Annotated in this window: 21 protein-coding genes and 1 riboswitch; of the genes, 3 read left to right on the top strand and 18 right to left on the bottom strand. The window is 63.9% G+C overall.

What is annotated here, in order from left to right; all coding sequences use genetic code 11:
• Positions 1–2 precede the first annotated feature (2 nt).
• Both CHU94_RS04355 and CHU94_RS04350 read right to left on the bottom strand, forming a co-directional pair.
• Positions 3–782, bottom strand: a complete 780-nt coding sequence (locus CHU94_RS04355) for an enoyl-CoA hydratase/isomerase family protein (protein WP_094477160.1) — start codon at positions 780–782, stop codon at positions 3–5.
• A 10-nt stretch (positions 783–792) separates the two neighbouring features.
• Positions 793–2,400 (bottom strand): carboxyl transferase domain-containing protein, encoded by a 1,608-nt coding sequence (locus CHU94_RS04350; protein WP_094477158.1) that lies wholly within the window; start codon positions 2,398–2,400, stop codon positions 793–795.
• Positions 2,401–2,522: 122 nt separating this feature from the next.
• On the opposite strand from CHU94_RS04350, the gene CHU94_RS04345 reads away from it, so the two are divergent.
• Together CHU94_RS04345 and CHU94_RS04340 are read left to right on the top strand one after the other, a co-directional pair.
• The gene (locus CHU94_RS04345) at positions 2,523–3,554 is read left to right on the top strand and encodes an AraC family transcriptional regulator (protein WP_255033840.1); all 1,032 of its coding nucleotides are present in this window, start codon (positions 2,523–2,525) and stop codon (positions 3,552–3,554) included.
• A 68-nt stretch (positions 3,555–3,622) separates the two neighbouring features.
• Positions 3,623–4,291: a glutathione S-transferase family protein gene (locus CHU94_RS04340; RefSeq protein WP_094477156.1), complete on the top strand. Its 669-nt coding sequence runs from the start codon at positions 3,623–3,625 to the stop codon at positions 4,289–4,291.
• Between the two features lies 1 nt (position 4,292).
• Here the strand turns inward: CHU94_RS04340 and CHU94_RS04335 are convergent, their stop codons facing one another.
• From CHU94_RS04335 to CHU94_RS04300, 8 genes are read right to left on the bottom strand one after another with little or no spacing between them, the layout of a single operon-like run.
• Positions 4,293–4,961 (bottom strand): HAD family phosphatase, encoded by a 669-nt coding sequence (locus CHU94_RS04335; protein WP_094477154.1) that lies wholly within the window; start codon positions 4,959–4,961, stop codon positions 4,293–4,295.
• Positions 4,958–5,365, bottom strand: a complete 408-nt coding sequence (locus CHU94_RS04330; protein ID WP_094477780.1) for a YchJ family protein — start codon at positions 5,363–5,365, stop codon at positions 4,958–4,960. The genes CHU94_RS04335 and CHU94_RS04330 overlap by 4 nt, the downstream gene beginning before the upstream one ends.
• A gap of 8 nt (positions 5,366–5,373) precedes the next feature.
• On the bottom strand, positions 5,374–5,796 hold the full coding sequence (locus tag CHU94_RS04325; protein ID WP_094477152.1) for a rhodanese-like domain-containing protein: 423 nt from the start codon (positions 5,794–5,796) through the stop codon (positions 5,374–5,376).
• Between the two features lie 9 nt (positions 5,797–5,805).
• Entirely contained in the window at positions 5,806–6,849 is a 1,044-nt protein-coding gene (locus CHU94_RS04320) for an amidohydrolase family protein (protein ID WP_176451924.1), read from the bottom strand.
• Positions 6,850–6,879: 30 nt separating this feature from the next.
• Positions 6,880–7,803 (bottom strand): MBL fold metallo-hydrolase, encoded by a 924-nt coding sequence (locus tag CHU94_RS04315; protein WP_094477148.1) that lies wholly within the window; start codon positions 7,801–7,803, stop codon positions 6,880–6,882.
• A complete protein-coding gene (locus CHU94_RS04310) occupies positions 7,803–8,930 on the bottom strand; it encodes an acyl-CoA dehydrogenase family protein (RefSeq protein ID WP_094477146.1) in 1,128 nt (375 codons plus the stop codon). The genes CHU94_RS04315 and CHU94_RS04310 overlap by 1 nt, the downstream gene beginning before the upstream one ends.
• Before the next feature lie 37 nt (positions 8,931–8,967).
• Positions 8,968–9,651 carry an SDR family oxidoreductase gene (locus CHU94_RS04305; protein ID WP_094477144.1) on the bottom strand — a complete coding sequence of 228 codons (684 nt, stop codon included), beginning with the start codon at positions 9,649–9,651 and terminating at the stop codon, positions 8,968–8,970.
• A gap of 46 nt (positions 9,652–9,697) precedes the next feature.
• A complete protein-coding gene (locus CHU94_RS04300; RefSeq protein WP_094477142.1) occupies positions 9,698–10,879 on the bottom strand; it encodes an acetyl-CoA C-acyltransferase in 1,182 nt (393 codons plus the stop codon).
• A gap of 132 nt (positions 10,880–11,011) precedes the next feature.
• On the opposite strand from CHU94_RS04300, the gene CHU94_RS04295 reads away from it, so the two are divergent.
• Positions 11,012–12,481 carry a Do family serine endopeptidase gene (locus CHU94_RS04295; protein WP_094477778.1) on the top strand — a complete coding sequence of 490 codons (1,470 nt, stop codon included), beginning with the start codon at positions 11,012–11,014 and terminating at the stop codon, positions 12,479–12,481.
• Here the strand turns inward: CHU94_RS04295 and thiD are convergent.
• The 8 genes from thiD to CHU94_RS04255 all read right to left on the bottom strand — a co-directional run bounded on the left by thiD (position 12,465) and on the right by CHU94_RS04255 (position 22,969).
• Positions 12,465–13,958 carry a bifunctional hydroxymethylpyrimidine kinase/phosphomethylpyrimidine kinase gene (gene thiD, locus CHU94_RS19445; RefSeq protein WP_176451923.1) on the bottom strand — a complete coding sequence of 498 codons (1,494 nt, stop codon included), beginning with the start codon at positions 13,956–13,958 and terminating at the stop codon, positions 12,465–12,467. The two genes, CHU94_RS04295 and thiD, sit on opposite strands and share 17 nt — an antisense overlap.
• Positions 13,959–14,033: 75 nt before the next feature.
• Positions 14,034–14,927: a thiazole synthase gene (locus CHU94_RS04285; protein WP_094477138.1), complete on the bottom strand. Its 894-nt coding sequence runs from the start codon at positions 14,925–14,927 to the stop codon at positions 14,034–14,036.
• A gap of 2 nt (positions 14,928–14,929) precedes the next feature.
• On the bottom strand, positions 14,930–15,157 hold the full coding sequence (thiS, locus tag CHU94_RS04280) for a sulfur carrier protein ThiS (protein ID WP_094477136.1): 228 nt from the start codon (positions 15,155–15,157) through the stop codon (positions 14,930–14,932).
• Positions 15,154–16,200 carry an FAD-dependent oxidoreductase gene (locus CHU94_RS04275; RefSeq protein ID WP_176451922.1) on the bottom strand — a complete coding sequence of 349 codons (1,047 nt, stop codon included), beginning with the start codon at positions 16,198–16,200 and terminating at the stop codon, positions 15,154–15,156. Before CHU94_RS04275 ends, thiS begins: the two co-directional genes overlap by 4 nt.
• Positions 16,201–16,202: 2 nt before the next feature.
• A complete protein-coding gene (gene thiC, locus CHU94_RS04270; protein ID WP_094477134.1) occupies positions 16,203–18,089 on the bottom strand; it encodes a phosphomethylpyrimidine synthase ThiC in 1,887 nt (628 codons plus the stop codon).
• 170 nt (positions 18,090–18,259) lie between these two features.
• Positions 18,260–18,360: riboswitch (TPP riboswitch) on the bottom strand.
• Positions 18,361–18,386: 26 nt separating this feature from the next.
• Positions 18,387–20,213: a bifunctional isocitrate dehydrogenase kinase/phosphatase gene (gene aceK / locus CHU94_RS04265; protein WP_094477774.1), complete on the bottom strand. Its 1,827-nt coding sequence runs from the start codon at positions 20,211–20,213 to the stop codon at positions 18,387–18,389.
• Between the two features lie 66 nt (positions 20,214–20,279).
• A complete protein-coding gene (gene can / locus CHU94_RS04260) occupies positions 20,280–20,945 on the bottom strand; it encodes a carbonate dehydratase (RefSeq protein ID WP_094477132.1) in 666 nt (221 codons plus the stop codon).
• Between the two features lie 8 nt (positions 20,946–20,953).
• The gene (locus CHU94_RS04255) at positions 20,954–22,969 is read right to left on the bottom strand and encodes an LTA synthase family protein (protein WP_094477130.1); all 2,016 of its coding nucleotides are present in this window, start codon (positions 22,967–22,969) and stop codon (positions 20,954–20,956) included.
• Positions 22,970–23,017 lie beyond the last annotated feature (48 nt).

The raw sequence follows: 23,017 nt of genomic DNA, 5'->3' as shown, positions 1-23,017 counted from the left end.
GCTCAGACCAGCCAATTCGGTTTTCGTTTTTGCAGGAAGGACTGCACGCCCTCTTTGCCTTCGGTACTGCTGCGGATATCGGCAATGCCTTCCACCGTCTGAGCGATCAGGGCGCCGTCGATCTCGCGCTCGGCCACGGTCTGCACCAATTCTTTGCAACTGCGCACAGCATTCGGGCTGGCACTCACCAGCGCCTTCACCAGCTCGGCCACCTTGGCGTCCAGCTGCTCAGCGGGCACCACCTCGTGCACAAAGCCGATGCGGTGCGCCTCCTGCGCGCTGAAGCGCTCAGCCGTCAAAAAGTAGCGGTGGGCGGCACGCGCGCCCATGGCGCGGATCACGTAGGGGCTGATGGTGGCGGGGATCAGGCCCAGCTTCACTTCGCTCAGGCAAAAGCCCGCCGTATCCACCGTCACTGCCATGTCACAGGCGGCCACCAAGCCCATGCCACCGGCCACCACATCGCCCTGGATGCGGGCGATGGTGGGCTTGGGGCAGGCGTAGATCACGCGCAGCATCTCGGCGAGCTTGGCCGCGTCGGCCAGGTTCTCGGCACGGGTGTAGTCGGCCATGCGGCGCATCCAGTTCAGGTCGGCACCCGCGCAGAAGGCAGGGCCCTCCGCAGCGAGCACCACCGCGCGCACCTCGGCGCTAGCGGCGGCGGTCTGGAAGGCCTGGGTCAGTTCGGCGATGACCTCGTCGTTGAAGGCGTTGCGCACCTCGGGGCGACTCAGCGTGATGGTGAGCAGCGCGCCGGTGTGGGTCAGGGTCAATGCAGTCATGGCCAGCCCCTTACATGCGGAAGACGCCGAACTTGGTGTCTTCGATCGGTGCGTTGAGCGCGGCACTCAGGCCCAACGCCAGCACGCGGCGCGTGTCGGCGGGGTCGATGATGCCGTCGTCCCACAGGCGGGCGGTTGCGTAATAAGGGTGGCCCTGGTCTTCGTACTGCTGGCGGATGGGGGCTTTGAAGGCTTCTTCCTCTTCCATGCTCCACTGTCCGCCCTTGCCCTCGATGCCATCGCGCTTGACGGTGGCCAGCACGCTGGCCGCCTGCTCACCGCCCATGACGCTGATGCGCGCGTTCGGCCACATCCACAAAAAGCGCGGGCTGTAAGCGCGGCCGCACATGCCGTAGTTGCCGGCGCCAAAGCTGCCGCCGATGATGATGGTGAACTTGGGCACAGCTGCAGTGGCCACGGCGGTGACCATCTTGGCGCCGTTGCGGGCAATGCCTTCGTTCTCGTACTTGCGGCCCACCATGAAGCCGGTGATGTTCTGCAGGAAGACCAGCGGGATCTTGCGCTGGCAGCACAGCTCGATGAAGTGCGCGCCCTTGAGTGCCGATTCGCTGAACAAAATGCCGTTGTTAGCGATGATGCCCACGGCCATGCCCTCTATGTGCGCAAAGCCGGTCACCAGCGTGGCGCCATAGCGCGGCTTGAACTCATGGAATTCGCTGCCATCGACGATGCGGGCAATGATCTCGCGCACATCAAAGGGCTTGCGCGTGTCGGTGGGGATCACACCGTACAACTCCTCTGCTGCAAATTTAGGAGCTGCTGGCGCAAGTGTGGCAAGGGCTAGAGGCTTCTTTTTATTCAAATGTGCCACCGCCTGGCGCGCCAAGCTGATCGCGTGCAAATCGTTTTGCGCCAAGTGGTCCGCCACGCCGGAGAGGCGCGTATGCACATCGCCACCGCCCAGGTCTTCAGCCGTCACCACCTCGCCAGTCGCCGCCTTCACGAGCGGGGGGCCGCCCAGAAAGATGGTGCCCTGGTTTTTGACGATGATGGTCTCATCGCTCATGGCGGGCACATAGGCGCCACCTGCGGTGCAGCTGCCCATCACCACGGCAATCTGCGCAATGCCCTGCGCGCTCATGTTGGCCTGGTTGAAGAAGATGCGGCCGAAGTGGTCGCGGTCGGGAAACACCTCATCTTGATTGGGCAGGTTGGCGCCGCCGCTGTCCACCAGGTAGATGCAGGTAAGGTGGTTTTGCGCCGCAATCTCTTGTGCGCGCAGGTGCTTCTTGACCGTGAGCGGGTAGTAGGTGCCGCCCTTCACGGTGGCGTCGTTGCACACGATCATGCAGTCCACGCCACTCACGCGGCCCAATCCGGCCACGATGCCGGCGCCGGGCGCGGCGTTGTCGTACACATTGAGTGCGGCCAGCGGGGCCAGCTCCAGAAACGGCGTGCCGGGGTCCAGCAGCATGGCCACGCGGTCACGCGGCAGCAGCTTGCCACGGGCGGTGTGTTTGGCGCGGGCGGCTTCGCCACCGCCTTCGGCCACGCGTGCCACCTGGGCCTGCAAATCGGCCACCAGGGCGCGCATGGCGCTGGCATTGGCCGCAAAGTCGGCTGAGCGAGGGTTAAGCTGGGATTCCAGAATCGTCATGGGCGCATCCGGTCAGGGGTTGGACAGTCAAGCGGCATTGTCCGCCTGCAGTGCGCGTACATCAGCGCTGCCGAGGTTGCAAATCCTGCCACACAGGCCGCATTTTTTGGCACACTGCAGCCATGCCCGCCCACGCCCCCGTTGCCGCCACGCCCATGGCCTTTGTCCAAGCCATTGTGTCGGCCTATGCGCGCTACGGGCAGGACCCGTCACAGGCATTGGCCCTGGCACAGATTGCGCCAGTGCAGTTGCAGAACAGCAGCGCCCGCATTACCGCTTGGCAGATGGAACGTATCTCCGAAGCTGCCATGCGTGAGCTGGACGACGAGGCCCTGGGCTGGTTCCAGCGCCGCCTGCCCTGGGGCAGCTACGGCATGCTGGCGCGTGCCTCGATCAGCGCCCCCACACTGGCGCTGGCGGTGCAGCGCTGGTGCCGCCACCACGGTCTGATCGCCGACGACATCACCCTCACCCTGCAGGCCAGCGGCAGCACCGCCAGCATCACCATCGCCGAGAACCGCGAATTAGGCGAGGGGGGGGCGCTGCGCGAGTTCTGCTTAGTCTCGGTGCTGCGCAACATCCTGGGCCTGGCCTGCTGGCTGGTGGACTCGCGCATTCCGCTCTTGCAAGCGCAGTTTCCATTTGCCCCGCCGCCGCACGCGGAGGCTTATCAAGTGCTGTTTTCGGGCCCGACCCGCTTCAATCAAGCGCAAGCTGCTATCAGTTTTGATGCGCAGTACCTGCAATTGCCGTTGCGGCGTGACGAAAAAGCGCTGCAGCAGATGCTGCAGCACGCCCTGCCGCTGACCGTGCTGCAGTATCGGCGCGACCGCCTGCTGGTGCAGCGCGTGCGCCAACTGCTGGCCACCCAGCCGCAAGACACGCATGGGGCCGAGGCACTGGCCGCGCTGCTGCACCTGTCCCCCCGCACCCTGCACCGCCAGCTGAAAGACGAAGGCGCCACGCTGCAGGCGCTGAAGGATGAAGTGCGCCAAAGCCGCGCCACCGAGCTGCTACTGCGCACGCGCCGCCCCATCAAGCAGGTGGCCGAGGCGGCAGGCTTTCAAAACGAGAAGAGTTTTATGCGCGCCTTCAAGGGCTGGACTGGCCAGTCCCCGGCCGAATTTCGGCGCCAGGCCACGCCCCAGGACTGACGCAGTTGGCGTGATTTGTGCCCTGCCGTGGCACACGCCGTAACCCGACGCGACCTACACTGGTCTGCATGATGGTTCTCTACCACTGCGTCAGCGCAAGATCCTTTCGCCCCCTGTGGATGCTGGAAGAACTGGGCTTGCCTTGCGGACTGCGCATGTTGCCCTTTCCGCCGCGTGCGCTGGCCCGCCACTACCTGGAAGAAAACCCGCTGGGCACCGTGCCCCTGCTGGTGGATGGAGCCACGCGCATGACCGAATCTGCCGCTATCTGCCAGTACCTGGCCGCGCGCCATGGCGCTGGCGCGTTCGATGTGCCATGGGACGACGTGGCCTATGGCGCCTACCTGAACTGGCTGCACATGAGCGATGCCACGCTCACCTTCCCGCAAACGCTGGTGCTGCGCTACACCCATTTCGAGCCACCCGAACGCCTGCAGCCGCAGGTGGCCGCCGACTATGCGCGCTGGTTTCTGGCGCGCCTGCGCGCGGTAGACGCGGCGCTGCAGAACGCGGAATACTTGTGTGCTGGCCGCTTTACCGGGGCCGATGTCGCGGTGGGCTACGCGCTGCTGCTGGCGCAGCACCTGGGGCTATCGGCCCAGTTCCCGCCCGCAGTCACCGCCTACTGGCAGCGCCTGCAGGCCCGGCCGGCCTACCAGCGCGCGCTGCAAGTGCAGCACCAGGCCGCGCTGGACCAGGGTGTGCCGACCACACCCTCGCCCGACATTCGCCCTTGAGTTATGCGGGCGGGTCTGCGCCCAGCAGGCTGGCGTGGAGCGCGTCCATGTGCGTAAACACATGGTGCGCGCCCGCCTGGCGCAGCGCGTGGCCCTGCCCCGCTGGCGCATAGGCAAACACGGTCGCCCCCGCAGCCACACCCGCCGTCACGCCGGTCACGGTGTCTTCCACTACGGCGCAGCGCGCCGGCTTGGCACCCAAGGCGGCCGCAGCGGCCAGGTACACATCAGGGGCAGGCTTGGAGCGCGGCATCTCATGGCCACTGAAAACGCGTCCGTCAAAGTAAGGCCACAGGCCCACCTTCTGCAACTGCATCTCCACCTTGATACGGTCCGCGCCCGAGGCACAGGCGATGCGCCCCTGCACACTGGCATGCACCGCCGCCACCGCGGGCACCGCACCGGCAATGGCGAGGACCTGGGCATCCAGCGCCGCATTGCGCCGGGCACGGAATTCGGCCATCCAATCGGGCGTGAGCGGCTTGCCGGTCTCCGCCTCGATGCGGGCGCGTTCATCGACCACGGCTTTACCCACAAAAATGTCCATGCACTCGGCCACACTCAAGCGCCAGCCCTGCTCGGCCAGCATGTCGCGCAATACGCCGTTGGTAATGGGTTCGCTGTCCACCAGCACTCCATCGCAGTCAAACAACACGGCATCAAACTTCACAGGGCATCTCCATCCACATACAACCAGGCGCCATTGTCGAGGACGAAGCGGCTGCGCTCGTGCAGGCGCACCGCGGCGCCTGCCGCGGGCTTCTGGCGCGCCACAAACTCCACCTGCGCATGGGTGGCGTCTTGCACGGTGTGGCTGCGCACCTCCAACCCCAGCCATTTGACGCCGGGATCAAATTCGATACTTGTGGGGCGATGATTTAGGTGCCAGCTTTTCAGCAGGTAGTCTTCGCGCTCCAGCACAAACGCGCAGTAGCGGCTGCGCATCAGGCTCTCGGCGTCTGGCGCGGGGCTATCGGTTTCCAGCCAGCGGCCGCAGCAGGCGCCATAGGCAACGGGTTTCTTCTGGTGCAGCCTGCCGCAAGGGCAGATATCGGTCATCTCAAAGGGCTTCATGCCCTCCATCATGCCTTGGCGGCGCGGCGGGCTTTCTGCTCTTCCAACGTTTCGACTGGCGCACCGGCCTCGCGCCATGCGCCCCAGCCTCCATCCATATGCGCCACATTACGCATGCCCATGTCCTGCAAGGTCTTGGCCGCCAGCGCGCTGCGCCAACCGGCACCGCAAAACAGGATGAACTCTTTGGATGCGTCGGCAAACAGGGGCTTGTGGTAAGGCGACTCTGGGTCCACCCAGAACTCCAGCATGCCGCGCGGCGCATGGAAGGCGCCACGCACAGTTCCATCGTTCAGCTCGCGGATGTCACGGATATCCACAATCTGCACAGACGGGTCCTGCAGACGGACTCGCACCTCGGCCACACTGTAAGTGGTGATTTGGGCCGTGGCTTCGTCCACCAAGGCACGGAATCCTTTGGTTATCGGCATATGTTCTACCTATTGCAGTTTGTAGAGGCGCTCAGCGTTTTCGTAGGCGACCTTGCGCGCGACATCCGGCTTCAGTGCCGCCAAGACGTCACGGATGGCCTGGCGCAGGTTGAACGAGTTCTCGCTGAAGATTTTGGCCGCACCTGCACGCTGGGCGTTGTCTGCGACCAGAAAGCTGTCGCTGCCCATGACAAAGCGGTCCGCGTACTTTTCGACAACAGCCACCCACTCCGGGTTCAGCTGCTTGGGGCCTTTGGGGCGCACCTGCAGCATGACCCCGGGTCCGCGACCAAACGGTCGCAAGCTCATGTAAAGATTGGGATGCTTCTCCAGCATGCGTGATGCTAGCTGCGGCGTGAAGTTGCCCAGCATATCCACTCCACCCGCATGCGCCCACACCACCTTCGCATTGCGGTTGTAGGCCAACATCCGTTCAAACGCTTCGAAATTGGGTTCGAATTCGGCCGGATTGTTGGGGGAGTTCAGCCGCTCGGGCCGAGCCATTTTGGCCAGCACGGCGTCGAAGTGAATGTCAATCACGGCGTCATGCCGGGCCACGGTATCCAACAAAATCTTGACCAAGGTGTCATCCGCAGGGATCACTTCGTAAGCGTGCTGGTCATTGAGAGATATGTGGTGCAGTGCAATCTCTCCAAAGCCCCGCACACCGCTGGCCGCCGTTCGTTCGGCCAAAGCTTGAAAGCGCTCCACGGTCTCTGGCGGGACCTTGCCTTCGTAAATCTGGTGCATGAGTGGATTGAGAGAGTTTCCGCCCCCCAGCACCGCAAAGCGCTTGCCGTGCGCTGCCAGCAACTTCTGCAGCTCCACAAAGTTGGCGCCCGCCTGCCCCGGCCGCGGCTGGGATGAGAGGATCAGGGTCCGGATGTTTTCCGCTTGCATGATGGCGAGTGACTTTTGCGCCATCTCTTCGGTGCTACCCACATCGTCCATGGTCCAGTGGAAATGGGTGTCTACCCACTCCAGAGGTTGCGCCGTGGCGGCTGCACTCCAGACACTGCACGCTATGGCCAAGCCCATTGCAAGTGGTTTCATCACAGGTCCCTCCATCTGCGCTGCGTTGCTTCAGCCAATGTTGTACACCACGTCATCGTGCAAGCGCGCAGCGCCGGAGCGCACCAGGTCGTGCACCAAATGCTGCGTGGCCTCTTCGAAGGTTGCGCCTGCAAAATGCTGCTGGAAGGTTTGGCTGAAGTAAGTGGTATTGCGTGCCCACGCGATCAGGGCCGGCAGTGGCAAGTGACGCGCCTCCAGCAACTTGAACTTGAGCAGCACCTTGGCGGCGTACTGCAGGTGCTTGGCGGGGTTTTGGACAAAACCGTGCAGGCGCTGGCGTGCATAGGCCAGGGCCGCTGGGGCATCAGAAAACGGCGCGCCATGGCCGGGGATCACGGTGGCGGGGTTCAGGCGCTCAATCAGGTCCAGCGTGGCGGCCACTTCATCAAACGCATCGTCGCCGTCCAGCTCGGGGAAGACCACGCCAAAGCCCTTTTCCCACAGCGCATCGGCTGACACCAGCGTACGGCTGTTCGGCTCGAAGAGGATGACCGAATGCGGGTCATGCCCCGGCGCCGCGTGCACCTGCCATAACAATTCACCTAGCCGCATCTCGGTTTCCGGTTGTAGCGTGGAGTCCAGGTGAAAGCGCGGACACTGCTGGCCGGTGGGCGTGTAGCTCAGGGCATGGGCATCCCACACACGCACATATTCGGCGTGGCCGGGCGGGATGTGGGTTTGCAGCGCGGGGTAACGAACCTGCAGCGCGGCATTGCCACCGCAGTGGTCGCTGTGCAGGTGGGTGTTGAGCAACAAGTCCAGCGGGCGGCCCTGCAAGGCGGAGTCCACCAGTGCCAGCGTTTGGTCCGCGTGGGTGTAGTAGCCGCTATCGATGAGTGCGGTGCCCTGCGCACCCTGGATGAGGATGTTGTTGCTGGACAGCCAACCACGTTCAAAAACACTGACGCCAGCAGGCAGTGAAGGCGTGGTCATTACAGCCCGCGCTGGATGATGATCTTCTGCACATCACTCGTGCCTTCGTAGATCTGGCACACGCGTACATCGCGGTAAATGCGCTCGACCGGGAAGTCGCTCACATAGCCGTAGCCGCCCAGCGTCTGGATGGCAGCGCTGCACACCTTCTCAGCAATCTCGCTGGCAAACAGCTTGGCCATGGCGGCTTCTTTCAGGCAGGGGCGGCCAGCGTCGCGCAGCGCGGCGGCGTGCCAGATGAGCTGGCGCGCCGCTTCAATCTGGGTGGCGCACTCGGCCAGGCGAAAGCCCACGGCCTGGTGGTTGAAGATGGACTGGCCAAAGCTCTGGCGGTCTTTGGCGTAGGCAATCGCCACATCTAGTGCGCTGCGGGCCATACCCACGCTTTGCGCGGCGATGCCGATGCGCCCGCCTTCCAGTCCGCCAAGCGCGATGCCATAGCCCTCGCCCTCTTTGCCAATCAGGTTCTCGGCCGGAATGCGGCAGTTGTCAAAGTTGATCTGCGCGGTGTCGCTGCTGTGTTGGCCGAGCTTGTCCTCCAGCCGCGCGACCACATAGCCCGGCGCAGTGGTAGGCACCAGGAAGGCGCTCATACCCTTTTTGCCGGCCGCCTTGTCCGTCACCGCGATGACGATGGCCAGATCGCCGTTCTTGCCGCTGGTGATGAACTGTTTGACGCCGTTGATGACGTAACTGTCGCCCTCCTTCACCGCCGTGGTGCGCAAGCTGGAGGCATCGCTGCCCACATGCGGCTCGGTCAGGCAAAAGGCGCCCAGCATCTGCCCCTGGGCCAGGGGCTCCAGCCACTGCTTCTTTTGCTGCGCATTGCCGTACTTCATGAGAATGGCATTGACCGGACAGTTGGTCACGCTGATCACCGTGCTGGTGCCGCCGTCGCCGGCCGCAATTTCTTCCAGCACCAGCGCCAGCGTCACATAGTCCAGCCCCGCACCGCCTAACTCCTCCGGCACGCAGATACCGTATGCGCCCAGCGCAGCCAGGCCCTGGTGCGCCGCCTTGGGAAAGGTATGGTCCTTGTCCCACTGGGCGGCGTTGGGCCACAACTCGGCCTGCGCAAATGCGCGCACGGCGTCGCGCACCATTTCCTGGTCTTGGGTCAGCAGCATGGGGACTTGTCTCTCTCGGATCGTTAGGGTTGTTGGCTTACCAGCTGGAGAAGGGCGTCCCGTCCCAGCGGATGTAGGGCACATCGCTGCAAGCAAATCCAGTCTTGCCCGTCTTGCGCGCGGCCACGGTGGCGCGGATGGCTGCCACGCTTTCTTCGGGCAGCAGGGGCGCATCGGGCGTGCCCATCTCGGTCCGCACCCAGCCGGGGTGGATCAACAGAAACTGGGCCTTGGGGTAATCGGGCTGTGCAGCGACCACCGCCATGTTCAGCGCGGCCTTGCTCACGTGGTAGACCCAGCCGCGGCTGCTTTCCACGCCGCCAATCTGGGCAAAGTCACTGGTCAGGAAGACGAACTGGCCTTGCGCCTCTTCCACCCAGGGTGCCACCTGCGGCAGGGCCTGCATGGCACCCAGCACGTTGGCGTGCAGCATGGCGTCAAAAGCCTGCTGGGTGGGAGGCGATTTGGCATCTTCGGTGCTGAACACGCCGGCCACGTAATAGGCCATGTCCAGCTTCTCGCCGTCCAGCGCCCAGCTCAGGCCGCTCACGCTGGCGGGGTCGGTCACGTCCAGTTTCAGGGGCTGAGCGCCCATGTCACGCAGGCGCTGCAGGCCAGCGTCGTCGCGCGCGGTGGCAATCACGCGGTCGCCCGCATCCAGGTGCTGGCGCACCACTTCCAAACCAATACCGCGCGAAGCGCCGATCACGAATACATTCATTTTGTGCCTCCAGCCCGCGCGCAAACTGCGCAAGCAGCTTCGGAATTTATAGCAATTCCAGCGCGACTGCAGTGGCCTCGCCGCCACCAATGCACAGGGTGGCCACGCCACGCTTGAGTCCGCGAGCTTTCAGGGCGTGGATCAGGGTCACCATGATGCGTGCGCCTGAGGCGCCAATGGGGTGGCCCAGCGCGCAGGCGCCGCCGTTCACGTTCACCTTGTCGTGGGGAATGTTCAGCTCGGCCATCAGTGCCATGGGCACGACGGCAAAGGCTTCGTTGATTTCCCACAGGTCCACGCCCTCCACCTTCCAGCCGGCTTTGGCCAACAGCTTTTGCGTGGCGCCCACGGGGGCGGTGGCAAACCAGTTGGGCTCTTGCGCGTGGGTGGTGTGGGCCACGATCTTGGCCAGCTGCTTGCAGCCCAGGTCTTTGGCCGTGCCTTCGCGCATCAGCACCATGGCGGCAGCGCCGTCGTTGATGGAACTGCTGCTCGCGGCGGTGATGGTGCCGTCTTTTTTGAACGCGGCCTTGAGCATGGGAATCTTGTCGAGCTTGATCTTGCCGGGGCCTTCGTCCACGCTGACCTGCACGTCACCCGCACGGGTCTTGACGGTGATGGGAGTGATCTCGGCCTCAAACGCTCCACTTTTGATAGCTGCTTGTGCACGTTCCACGCTGGCCGTGGCGAATTTGTCTTGTTGCTCACGGGTGAAGCTGTACTTGGCGGCGCAGTCTTCGCCAAAGGTGCCCATGGAGCGGCCGGGCTCGTAGGCGTCTTCCAAGCCGTCCAGCATCATGTGGTCCATGACGCGGTCATGGCCGATGCGGATGCCGCTGCGACCCTTCAAGAGCAAGTGCGGGGCATTGGTCATGCTTTCCATGCCACCGGCCACCAACACGTCGTGGCTTCCGGCCAGCAGCATGTCGTGCGCAAACATGGCAGCGCGCATGCCGGAACCGCACATTTTGCTCAGCGTGACTGCACCGGCGCTTTTGGGCAAGCCGCCCTTGAAAGCCGCCTGGCGCGCTGGCGCCTGGCCCTGGCCGGCCATCAGGCAGTTGCCAAAGATCACCTCGGTCACTTGCTCAGGCGCAATGCCCGCACGCTGCACGGCGGCCTGGATGGCGGCGCCCCCCAGGTCATGGGCGGCCAAGCTGGCGAAATCGCCTTGGAAAGCCCCCATAGGGGTGCGGGCGGCGCTGACGATCACGATGGAGTCGGGCATGGTCTTCCTTGGTATGCAAAGTGGACAAACGCAATTGACGTTTACGTAAACGTCAATTGTGGCAGAAAAATCTTTACCCCGGCTTCACGCGCCGCATACACGTCTTCATGCGGGCCCGGCACCATGGCGGGCATGAGCTCTTCTACCTTGACCCGCCTGACCCGACTCACCCTTGTTGTGCTGGCCAGCGCCAACCTGCTGGTGACCGCGCATGCACAAAACACCAGCCTCCCCCCCGCAACGCCGCTTGCCATCCGCACCCTGGGTACGCCGGACTTTGCCCAAATCGTGCAGCGCTACGGCCCGGCGGTGGTCAACATCAGTGTGAGCGGCACGCGGCTCATCACCGCAGACAGCAAGGACAGTGACACCAGCGCCAAAGGCGCCGACAACGAAGACCCCGCCCAACTCTTCCTGCGCAAGTTCCAGGAGCAGTTTGGCGCCACAGGCGCCAGCATGCAGATCCCCGTCAGTGGGCGGGCGTCGGGCTTTATCGTCAGTGCCGACGGCCTGGTGCTCACCAATGCCCATGTCATCGCCCATGCCAGCGAGGTGACCGTCAAGCTGACCGACCGGCGCGAGTTCAAGGCCAAGGTGCTGGGCAGCGATGCCAAGACGGATGTGGCAGTGCTGAAAATTGAGGCCAAAGATTTGCCCACGGTGGCCATCGGCAAGCCGAATGACCTGAACGTTGGCGAGTGGGTACTGGCGATTGGCTCGCCCTTCGGGTTGGACAACACCGTCACCACCGGCGTGGTCAGCGCCAAGAGCCGTACCTTGCCCGACGACTACACCGTCCCCTTCATCCAGACCGACGCGGCGATCAACCCTGGCAACTCGGGCGGCCCGCTGTTCAACGCCCGTGGCGAGGTGGTGGGCATCAACTCGCAGATCTACACGCGCAGCGGCGGCTACCAAGGACTGAGCTTTGCCATTCCGATTGACCTGGCGCAATCAGTACAACGCCAGATCGTGGCCACCGGCCGCGCATCGCACGGCGTGCTGGGCGTGTCAGTACAAGAAGTGACGCAAGCGCTGGCGGATGCGTTCAAGTTGCCACGCCCCGCAGGCGCACTCATCTCGGAGGTGCGTGCCGACACCGCAGCTGCCAAAGCAGGTTTGCAAGCCGGAGACGTTATCACCGGCATTGACGGCCACGCCATCCTCGCATCGAGCGACCTGCCACTATGGGTGGCCATGGCATTGCCGGGCCAACGAATGCAGATCGACGTGCTGCGCAACGGCAAGGCCATGCAAGTGCGCGCCACATTGGAAGACCCCACAACCACAAAACCCGCGCCCCATGGGGTACCCAATATCCCTGTGCTCTCCCAGCTGGGCCTGGCCGTGCGCCCCCTGCTGCCCGTGGAGCAGCGCGCCGCCGAAGCCCGCAACGGCCTGATGGTCGAAGGTGTGCAAGAGACAGCCGACAAAGCCGGCATCGCCCCGGGGGACATCCTGTTGGCGATCAACCATGTACCCGTCACGTCCGTGGAACAAGCCCGTGCCCTTCTGGCACAGGCCAAAGGCTCCGTGGCACTGCTGGTGCAGCATGGGGCGGAGAAAAACTACATCGCCATCCCGCTCAAGCCGGGCGCGTAGTCCCGCCAGCAAAACCCTGCAGCAAAGCCGCACACGCCTGTTCAGGGTTAGCCGCCTTCGTGATCGCCGAAATCACCGCTGCACTGGCCGCCCCAGTCGCGGCCACGTCCGCCACATTGCCCACATGAATGCCTGCAATACCCACCACGGGCAGGGGTAACACACTGGCCCAGTAGCGCAGGTTGTCCAGGCCCTGCGGAATCCAGGGCATGTCTTTGCTTTGGGTGGCGAAGATGGGGCCGCAGGCGATGTAGCTGGGGCGCAGGGCCCAGGCGCGGGCGACTTCCCAGTAGCTATGGGTGCTTAGCCCTAAGCGCACGCCGGCCTGGCGCAGCGCCTGCAGATCCACCTGTTCCAAATCCTCCTGGCCCAGGTGCACCCCATAGGCGCCGTGTTGCAGCGCGAGTTGCCAGTGGTCGTTGATGAACAGCTGCGCACGCGGCGTGGCGTTGGCTGCCGCAATGCTCTCCGCGATCTGCGTGGCCAACGTAGGTTCGTTCGGTTCCTTGATGCGCAGCTGCACGGTGCGAATGCCGGCCACCAACACGCGGCGCACCCAGGCCGCGCTGTCCACCACAGGGTAGACACCCAAGGCGGGATTGCTCAGGTGCGCGAAGGATGGCAGCGCATGTACATCCAGTGGCGCGGCAGCACCTGGCAGCGTGAAGGCGGGCAGGTTATCGATGTGCTGCGCAAAGTCCGGCAGGGCCTGCACCGGGCCTGCGCCCTGCCCGGCTGCGTAGGCGTGGCGCAGGGCGTGGGTGGTGGCCATCTTGGCCAGCACCACGGCGTCGGCCACGCAGTAGCCGCTGGCCAGCGCGGCGGCGGCGGTGGAGGCGAAGGTGCAACCGGTGCCGTGGTGGTGGTGCGTGGCCACGCGAGGCAGGCTGAGCCAACCGGTGGCCTGCGGGCTGCACAGCCAGTCACTGGCTTGGGCATCATCCGCGTCACCGCCGGTGATGCACAGCGACACACCCCGCGCCCGCAGGGCCTGCTGCGCGGCGGACTCTGCCAGCCCCAGGCGCTGCGCCTCGGCCTGGTTGGGGGTGATGAGGGTGGCGCGGGGCAGCAGTTCTTCCACATAGGCTTGGCGCACCGCATCGTTGGCAAAGGCCGCGCCCGTAGTGGAACCCAGCACTGGGTCCACCACCAAAGCGACGGCATGGCCCTGCGCGCGCAAGCGATCTATCCACTGGCTGACCACGCGTACGTTGTCCGCACTGCCCAGCAGGCCGGTCTTGATGGCCTGGGGCGGCATGTCCTGCGCCATTGCGCTCAGCTGCGCGTCCAGCAGGTCGGCGCTGACAGGCTCCACACGGGTAACGGCCACGGAGTTTTGCGCGGTAACGGCCGCCACCGCCGTGCAGCCGTGCACACCAAAGGCCTGCAGTGCTTTCAGGTCGGCTTGCAGGCCAGCGCCTGCGCCTGAGTCGGAGCCGGCGATGCTCCAGACCACGGGGCGCTTGTTAGTCGCCACGGGGGGAACTTCCGTGCTTAAAGTGCTTCTAGCCCTCGTAGGTATTGCGCGAGCAGCTTCTTTTTTCATAGCACATTACAACAGGATGGGATGACCGGCAACGGGCGTGGAAGCCACGGCCATGTCCTGGCGGGCCATGACGCCGGCCTCGAACGCGAGGCGGCCAGACTCGATGCCGAGCTTGAAGGCGCGCGCCATGCGCACGGGGTCTACGGCGTGCGCCACGGCGCTGTTGAGCAGCACGGCGTCCAGCCCCAGTTCCATGGCCTGCACGGCGTCGGCAGGGGAACCGATGCCCGCGTCCACGACGAGCGGCACGCCCGGCAGGCGCGCGCGCAGCGTGCGCAGTGCGCCGGGGTTCACCAGCCCCTGGCCCGAGCCGATGGGCGCGCCCCATGGCATGAGGATGGTGCAGCCCGCGTCCAGCAGGCGCTGGCAGCTCACCAGGTCGTCCATGCAGTAGGGGAAGACCTCGAAGCCGTCTTTGACCAGCTGGGTGGCGGCAGTGAGCAGCTCAAACGGGTCGGGTTGCAGGGTATGGGCGTCGCCGACCACCTCGAGTTTGATCCAGGGGGTGTCGAACAGCTCTCGGGCCATGTGGGCCAGGGTGATGGCTTCGCGGGCGGTGTGGCAGCCTGCCGTGTTGGGGAGCAGGTGGGCGCCGGTGGCTTTGATCAATGCAAAGAAGTCGCTGGCCTCGGCGCCGTGGGCCAGTTGGCGGCGCAGGCCCATGGTGACGACTTGGGCGCCGGAGGCGGTGATGGCGTCTTGCAGGATTTGTGGGGATGGGTAGGCGGCGGTGCCCAGGAAGAAGCGGCTGGTCAAAGTCCGACCGCCAATACTCCATTCGCTTGCGGATGAGCGCCCCGGTGGCAGCGGCTTCTGCTCCGTGTCCCCCGACCGCTTCGCGGTCTCCTCCTTTACCTGCGCAGAAGCCACTGCCACCGGGTCTCTTTGGTGCTCGGTCATGCTCAACCTCCTTCTATGGGTTGGAAGGTCAGGATGGTGTCGCCTTCGGCTAGCGGTTGCTGGGCGCGCAGGCTGCGGGGGACGAAGTTGCCGTTCACGGCGGTGGCCAGGGCGGAGGGCAGCACGCCGCGTGCGTCTACCCAGGCTTGCAAGGTGGTGGCCGTGGTGCTTTCGGGGTTGCCGTTCACCACCACGGTAATCGTGTGCGGCGCGGTGTCTGTGGTGTTCATAGTTCCAGCTCTTGCAGGGCCTGCTCCACCAGCGCGGGGGCGATGAGCCAGCCGTGGCGAAAGAGGCCGTTGATGACGGTGAGGCCCGGTGCGTGGCGCAGCGCGGGCAGGTTGTCGGGCAGTGCGGGGCGGAGGTTGGTTTCCGTGTGGACCACACGCGCTTCGGCCAGTGCAGGGATGGCGCTGTGCGCGGCGCTCAGCAGCTCGATGGTGCTGCGCAGGGACACGGGGGATCGGTCTTCGCTCTCGATTTCACTGGCGCCCACCACGATGATGTCGCCGGGGCGGGGCACCATGTAGATGGAATGGCGCGGGTGCAGCAAGCGCACGGGGCGGTGCAGCGGCACGCCGGGGGCATGAAGCCAGAACACCTCGCCACGCACGCCGCGCACGGGCACCACCGGCTTGGCGCCAACGCCGCGCACGTCAAACACATGGTCAAAGCAGTGGCGCTGGCCGTGCACCTCGAGTTGCCCCGCAGTCACCGCGGTCACCGAGGCGCCCCAGTGCCATTCCACGCCTTGCGCCGTGGCCTGCGCGGCCAAAGCCTGCAGGGCTTGCACCGGGTGGATCTGCCCCTCGCTGGGCAGCAGCCAGGCCAATGCCGGGCCGCTGATGCTGGGCTCCAATTCGTGCAGTTGCGACAAGGGCAGCGGTTCTGGCTGGTAGGCCGCGTCGGCCTTGGCCCGCAGCAAGCCCACCACGCGCTGTGCCGCCCCCGCATCACTGCGGTGGGCCAGCAGCAGGCTGCCCTGCATGCGCAGGTCTACCGGCTGCACCAGCCTCTGCACGATCTGCGGCCACAGCGAGCAGGAGCGCAGGCCCAGGGCAAACACCTCGGCGCCCGCGCGCTCCAGTTCCACCACGGGGCTGAGCATGCCCGCGGCCGTCCAGCCCGCAGCGCGCGCACCGGATGCATCGTCTGGTCCCGGTCCCTCGGCAGTGTCAAACACCTGCACGGAATGGCCGGAACGGCTGAGTTGCACGGCCAGTAGCCGGCCCAGCACACCCGCACCGGCAATGCCTATGCGCAGAGTGACCATGGTCAGGCCTTGGTAGAGACCGGGTTGATGGGGATGTAGATTTCCCCGCCCACCTTCTTGAACTCGTCGGACATGACCTCCATGCCCGACTGCAGCGCTTGCTCCTCGCTCATGCCCAGGTTCTTGGCGTAGTCGCGCACTTCTTGTGTGATCTTCATGCTGCAGAACTTGGGGCCGCACATGGAGCAGAAATGCGCCACCTTGGCGCTGTCCTTGGGCAAGGTTTCGTCGTGGAAGTCGCGCGCAGTGTCGGGGTCCAGCGACAGGTTGAACTGGTCCATCCAACGGAACTCGAAGCGCGCTTTACTCAATGCATCGTCACGCGCCCGCACACCGGGATGCCCCTTGGCCACATCGGCCACGTGGGCAGCGATCTTGTAAGTGATGATGCCGGTTTTCACGTCGTTGCGGTCCGGCAAGCCCAGATGTTCCTTGGGCGTGACGTAGCACAGCATGGCGGTGCCGAACCAGCCGATCATCGCCGCACCAATGCCACTGGTGATGTGGTCGTAGCCCGGCGCAATGTCGGTGGTCAGCGGCCCGAGGGTATAGAACGGGGCCTCATCGCAGTGCTTCAACTGCTCGGTCATATTGGCCTGCACCATGTGCATGGGCACGTGGCCGGGGCCTTCGATCATCACCTGCACATCCTGCTGCCAGGCCTTGTGCGTCAGTTCACCCAGCGTGCGCAGCTCGGCGAACTGCGCCTCGTCGTTGGCATCCGCACCGGAGCCCGGACGCAGGCCGTCACCCAGCGAGTAGCTCACGTCATACGCACGCATGATCTCCGTCATCTCGTCGAAGTGCGTGTACAAGAAATTCTCTTTGTGGTGCGCAATGCACCACTTCGCCATGATGGAGCCGCCGCGCGAGACGATGCCTGTTACCCGATTGGCTGTGAGGTGGATGAAAGGCAAGCGCACACCGGCGTGCACCGTGAAGTAGTCCACGCCCTGCTCGGCCTGCTCAATCAATGTGTCCCGGAAGATCTCCCAAGTCAGGTCTTCGGCAATGCCGCCCACCTTCTCCAGTGCTTGGTAAATCGGCACCGTGCCGATGGGCACAGGGCTGTTGCGCACGATCCAGTCGCGCGTGGTGTGGATGTTTTTGCCGGTGGACAGGTCCATCACCGTGTCGGCGCCCCAGCGGATGGACCAGACCAGCTTTTCCACCTCTTCTTCGATGCTGGACGTCACCGCCGAGTTGCCGATATTGGCATTGATCTTCACCAGGAAATTGCGCCCGATGGCCATGGGCTCCAGCTCGGTGTGGTTGATGTTGGCGGGGATGATGGCGCGGCCGCGGGCCACTTCATCGCGCACAAACTCGGGCGTCACCACCTTGGGGATGCTGGCACCAAAGCTGTTGCCGGCGAGGCGCTTCTCGCGGTCCGCATTGCCGAGGTATTGCGCCTGCCACTCCAGGTTCTGGTTCTCGCGCAGCGCGACGTATTCCATCTCCGGGGTGATGATGCCTTTGCGCGCGTAGTGCATTTGCGTGACGTTGGCGCCACGGCGCGCCCGGCGCGGCTGGCGTTGCAGGCCGGCGGCCTGAGCACGCAGGGCGGCGAGGGCATCGGTCTCGCCATTCTTGAGTCCGTCATCCAGGGCAAAGGGCTTGCGGCCCTCATACGCCTCGGTGTCACCACGCTCGGCAATCCACTGCTGGCGCACCAGCGGCAAGCCATTGCGCACGTCGATGTCTGCACGCGGATCGGTGTAAGGGCCGGAGGTGTCGTACACCGTGATGGCCTCGCCGTTGCTCTGCATGATTTCGCGCAGCGGCACCTGGATGTCGGGGCGGCTGCCTTGCAGGTAGCGCTTGGTGGAGGCGGGAAGCGGCTCGCGCGTGAGGCGAATGAACTGGGCGAGTTTGTCGGGTGCGTTCACTGGAATGCCTCCTGCCGAGCCGCCTCAAAGGAGGCAACGGCCCCCTCGGGGGGCAGCGAACGCATGTGAGCGTGGGGGTTCATGGGTCTTCTCCGGGTTAACGCCCGAAGGAAGAGAACGACAGGCCCCCGAAAACTTGGAATGAGCGAACGCCCGTTCGGCACTCGGCCGGGGGCACTGCTCTGCACTTCTTACGCTGGTATGAACCAGATCAAGTTCACGGGTTTGGTATCCATCTCAGCGCAACCACTGCGCACCCCGGGCAGGGCGGAGTGTACGACAAAGCGCTTGGCGACTTCAGTAGCGCGGAAACCGCTTCCCCTTCTCATACGGAAACACATCGTGCACATAGCCCGCCGCGATGCGCTCTTTCTGCGTCTGCCAGAAGGCGGGGTCCAGCAAATTGGCGTGGTACTGCAGGAAGACTTCACGCACCAGCGGATTGCCCAGTAGAAACGGGGCAAAGGTCTCGGGGAACACATCGTGTGGGCCCACGCGGTACCAAATTTCGTTGGACATTTCCTCTTCCTCGTTGCGCGGCTCGGGCACCTTGCGGAAGTTGCAGGCGGTCAGGTACTCAATCTCGTCGTAGTCGTAGAACACCACCTGGCTGTTGCGGGTGATGCCGAAGTTCTTCCACAGCATGTCGCCGGGGAAGATGTTGGCGGCCACCATGTCCTTGATGGCATAGCCATAATCGATGACGGCACGGGTGATCTGCTGGCGGGCCCGCAGCGCGGCCGGGCTGGTATTGGCCGGGTCGGCGCCGCCCGCGTCAAACGCTTCCTGCAGGTACATATTGAGCGGGATCATGCGCCGCTCGATGTAGAGGTGTTTGATGATGACCTCAGTCTGGCCGTCGCCATCGCGGTCGCTGATCTCGAACTGGCTGGGTGCGTACGCCTGCAACTCGGCCATCAGCGCATCGCTGAAACGCTCGCGCGGGAAAGCCACATCTCCGTAATCCAGCGTGTCGGCCATGCGGCCCACGCGGTCGTGCTGCTTGACCAGCTGGTACTTGGCCTTGACCTGCTCGCGCGTGGTCTCTTTCTGGTGCGGAAAGTGGTCCTTGATGAGTTTGAACACATAAGGGTAGCTGGGCAGGTCGAACACCAGCATGACCATGCCCTTGATACCGGCGGCGATACGAAACTGGTCCGTGCTGTGCTGCAGGTGGTGCAGAAAGTCACGGTAGAACAGTGTCTTGCCCTGCTTGGCCAGTCCGAGCGCGTTGTAGAGCTCGTTGCGTGGCTTACGCGGCATCATGCTGCGCAAAAACTGCACGTAGGCGCTGGGGATCTCCATGTCCACCATGAAGTAGGCGCGGGCAAAGCTGAACAGGCGCAGCAGGTCGTCCTCGCCAAACAGCGCGGCGTCGATGCGCAAGCCACCGCGGCCGTGCAACACCGGCAGTGCGAAGCCATGTTCGTAGAAACCGTTGATGAGCTTGCCGATGATGTAGCAACCCTTGTTGCGGAAGAACAGCCCGGTGAGCACTTGCACCTGCAAGTTGGCCCGTAACTTGACATCACCCAGCTGGGCTTGCATCACCCCTTGCACACGTGCGGCGTCGCGCACCAGGTCTTCAAACGGCGCACGCAGGTCAAAGTCTTGCACCATGCGCACCAGCTGTTGTTGCAGGTCGTCTTGCGTGGGGTAGTAGCAGCGGTAGGTGGGACGGTGACTGGGCCGCCCGGCGGAGGCCAGGTTTTCGATGTACTCGGTGCTGACCGCCGGCCGCACAAAGATGAAGTCGTTCTGAAAATAGCTGCTGTGCAGGATCTTGGTCGTGACCGAGTTGAAAAAAGTCTCGGCCAGCTCGGGCTGGTGGTGGTCGACCAAAAGCCCGATGTAGTGCAGCTTGATCTGCTGCCAAAGCGCACGCCCTTGTTCGCCTGCCTTGAACTCCCGCTCCAGGCGTTTGGAGCATTCCTTCACGCGCAGGTCATAGAACTCGATGCGTTCGCGCTGGGCACGTTGCTGGGCGTGCCAATCAGCCACTTCGAAGCGATGCTTGGCCCGCGCGCTCTCAGCGCGAAAGAGCTGGTAGTGGCGATTAAAGCCGTCGAGCATCGCCCGGGCAATGTCATAGGCCAGCGTGGAGTCCAGCCTGGCGGGAAGCATGGCCTCCGTCATAAGCTATATATTTGATAGCTGCTTGCGCATATACAACGGGGCCTAGAGGCCAATTTACCTTATATATCTAGGCATCAAGCGCACGCCCGATATTGCCTCGCGGTACAGCAATGCAAGGTCATCCTCGCGCCCCACCGTCATGTGCAGGTCCTGCACCAGGCCGTCGTGCACACCGTAGACCCAGCCATGCAGCGTCACCTCTTGTCCGGCCGCCCAGGCATCTTGCAGCACCGTGCTTTGTGCCACGTTGACCACCTGCTCAATGGCATTGAGCTCGCACAGCGCTGCGGCCTTGCCGTGTTCGGGGATGACGTCCAGGATGTCGCGGTGGCGGTCACGCACATCCTGGATGTGGCGCAGCCAGTTGTCGGCCAGACCGATGCGCGCACCTTCCAGCGCCGCCTGCACGCCCGAGCAGCCATAGTGGCCCACCACCATGATGTGTTTGACCTTGAGCCGCTCCACCGCGAACTGGATGGTGGACAGCGCGTTCAAGTCGGAATGCACCACCACATTGGCCACGTTACGGTGCACAAAAATTTCGCCCGGCGCCAGTCCGATGATCTCGTTGGCGGGCACACGGCTGTCGGAGCAGCCGATCCACATGTACTGGGGCTTTTGCTGGTTGGCCAGCCCCGTGAAGAAACCGGGACGGGTGCGCTCCATCTCGGCGGCCCATTCGCGGTTGCGGGAAAAGAGGTCGTTGAGTTTGTCAGTCATGGCCGTAATTATTTCTTAAGTGAGATGCGAACATGCCAGTCCAGAAGTCCGTACCGGGCTCGTTCTTGCTGGTCGTCCAACGCATTGAACTCGCAGGCCCCCACTGGGGCCTTGGTTCCGGTGCAGACAAAGGAGCCGGGGTTGCCCAGCTGCCACATACCTTGGCTGTTGCGCGCTTCACCCGTGAAGAACATTGCGCGCGGCGCGTTCATCGGGGCGGGCTGGGCAGGCAGGTCTTTGAGCAGATTGCGGCCGGACTGGATGTAGGGGACATCAATACCCGCCAGTGGCAACAAGGTGTTGAACATGTCGCGATGGCTGGCTGGCTGCTCCTGCTGGTTGCCGCATTGGAGCTTGCTGCCCCAGATGACAAAGGGCACCTGGCGCACCAAGTAGCGGCGGCTGGCGTCGGCATACACGCCGAAGGAGCGCACATTGTGGTCGCCAGTCCCCGCAACGATGGTGCTGTCTTTGAGCGGCCCGTTCTGCACCTCTTGCACAAATCCACCCAACAAATCGGCGGCGTAGTGGTAACTGTCCAGGTTGGGAATCAGCGTATCTGAATTGGTTTCGCCCCTCCACAGACTCATGTCGCGCGGCACACGCTGATAGTCAGAGGGCAGGTCGTAGGGCGGGTGGTTGGTGCTGGTGAGCACAAACACAAACAGCGGCTTGTCGGTGGGCTGGGCCGCCATGCGCTTGCTCAGGTACTTGAAGACATAGCTATCCCACACGCCCCAGATGCCCAGTGTGGCTTCGGGGTAGGCTTCCTTGAGGGTGTTTGCGTCCACCACTTCGTCAAAGCCCTGCACCTTGAGCACCCGGTTCAGATCGCGCCAGCCCGAGCGGGCCGAGGTGACAAACAAGGTTTGGTACCCCGCCTCTTTCACCACCTTGGCCAAGGCCCAGGGAATCGGCTTGCGCCCCACATCACCCAGCGTCAATGGCGTGATGGGCGTGGAAAACAAAATGGCTTCCAGCGAGGGGTGGGTGCCCGCGTGGGCCGAGTCGAAATTGCGAAAAAGGCAAGCCTTCCCCGGATCCGTCAGGGTAGGCGCAAGGCGGCCCAACACGTCAAACGTCGGCGCTTGGTAGAGCATGGGCTCGGCGCTCCAGGACTCCATCAAAAAAAACACCAGGTTCTTTTTGGCGGTGCCCATCGGCAGCGGATCGTGGTGGTAGAGCGCGGCCCGGACTTCGTCGTCCGACCCCACCGGCAAGCCCAGCACTTGGGCAGCGGCCTGCGGGGATTCGAACCCCATGGCTTTGAGGCCGACCAGCGGGTCCGACAAGTTTTGGGACTGGCCCCGGCTGTCCCATGCGTACTTGAGGGCGATGATGCCGTTGGGCACCATGTCGTTGAGGAACTGCGACGTCGTCACCGTCAAATGCTGGCGCTGCAGCGCCATCTGCCGCAAGGTGCCCTTGCCCGCAAACAACATGGCAAACAGCACCAGCACCACGACCAATAGCTTGGTCAAGACATGGCGTGTTTGCAGCAATGTGTCGGGCCGCATGCGCAGCACCAGATGGCGGTGCAGGGCGATGGCGGCCCAGGTCAGCGCGGCGGCCAGTACCAGCGTCCAGATGACCGGAAAATCGCGCCAGATGGTTTCCAGCACAGCGGCGGTGTCGTCCTCCACCAGCCCGAACACCAGAGAGTCGATCGGTGTTTTGTAAAAGCCGAAGTAATGCAGATTGACCAGCGAGGCCATCACAAATACGAAGGCCACCACCCCGGCGATGCGGGCCTGCACCTTGCCGGACACCCACGGCAAAAGCAAAAGCAACAGGAAACCTGCAATGGCGCTGACCTTGAGGTCAAAGCGCAAGCCTTGGACGACCACGGCCGTCAAGTCCGCTCCGGAGGCTTGGTAGCCCTGGGGCCAAAAATACGCCAACTGCCCCAGGCGGATCAGGCTGAGTGCCAGCACCAGTGGCACCACCAGCACCCAAGCGCGTAACAAGCCGCGCAGGGCGCCATGCAAAAGGGTTGTCAGGGTACGGGCAAAGGCGTTTTTCATTCAGTTCAGAACAAAGTGAGGCGATGTTTCACCGCAGGGCCACCCCCG

The sequence above is a fragment of the Rhodoferax sp. TH121 genome, assembly GCF_002251855.1.
Classification (GTDB): domain Bacteria; phylum Pseudomonadota; class Gammaproteobacteria; order Burkholderiales; family Burkholderiaceae_C; genus Allorhodoferax.
This window is presented reverse-complemented; position numbering and strand designations above follow the sequence as displayed.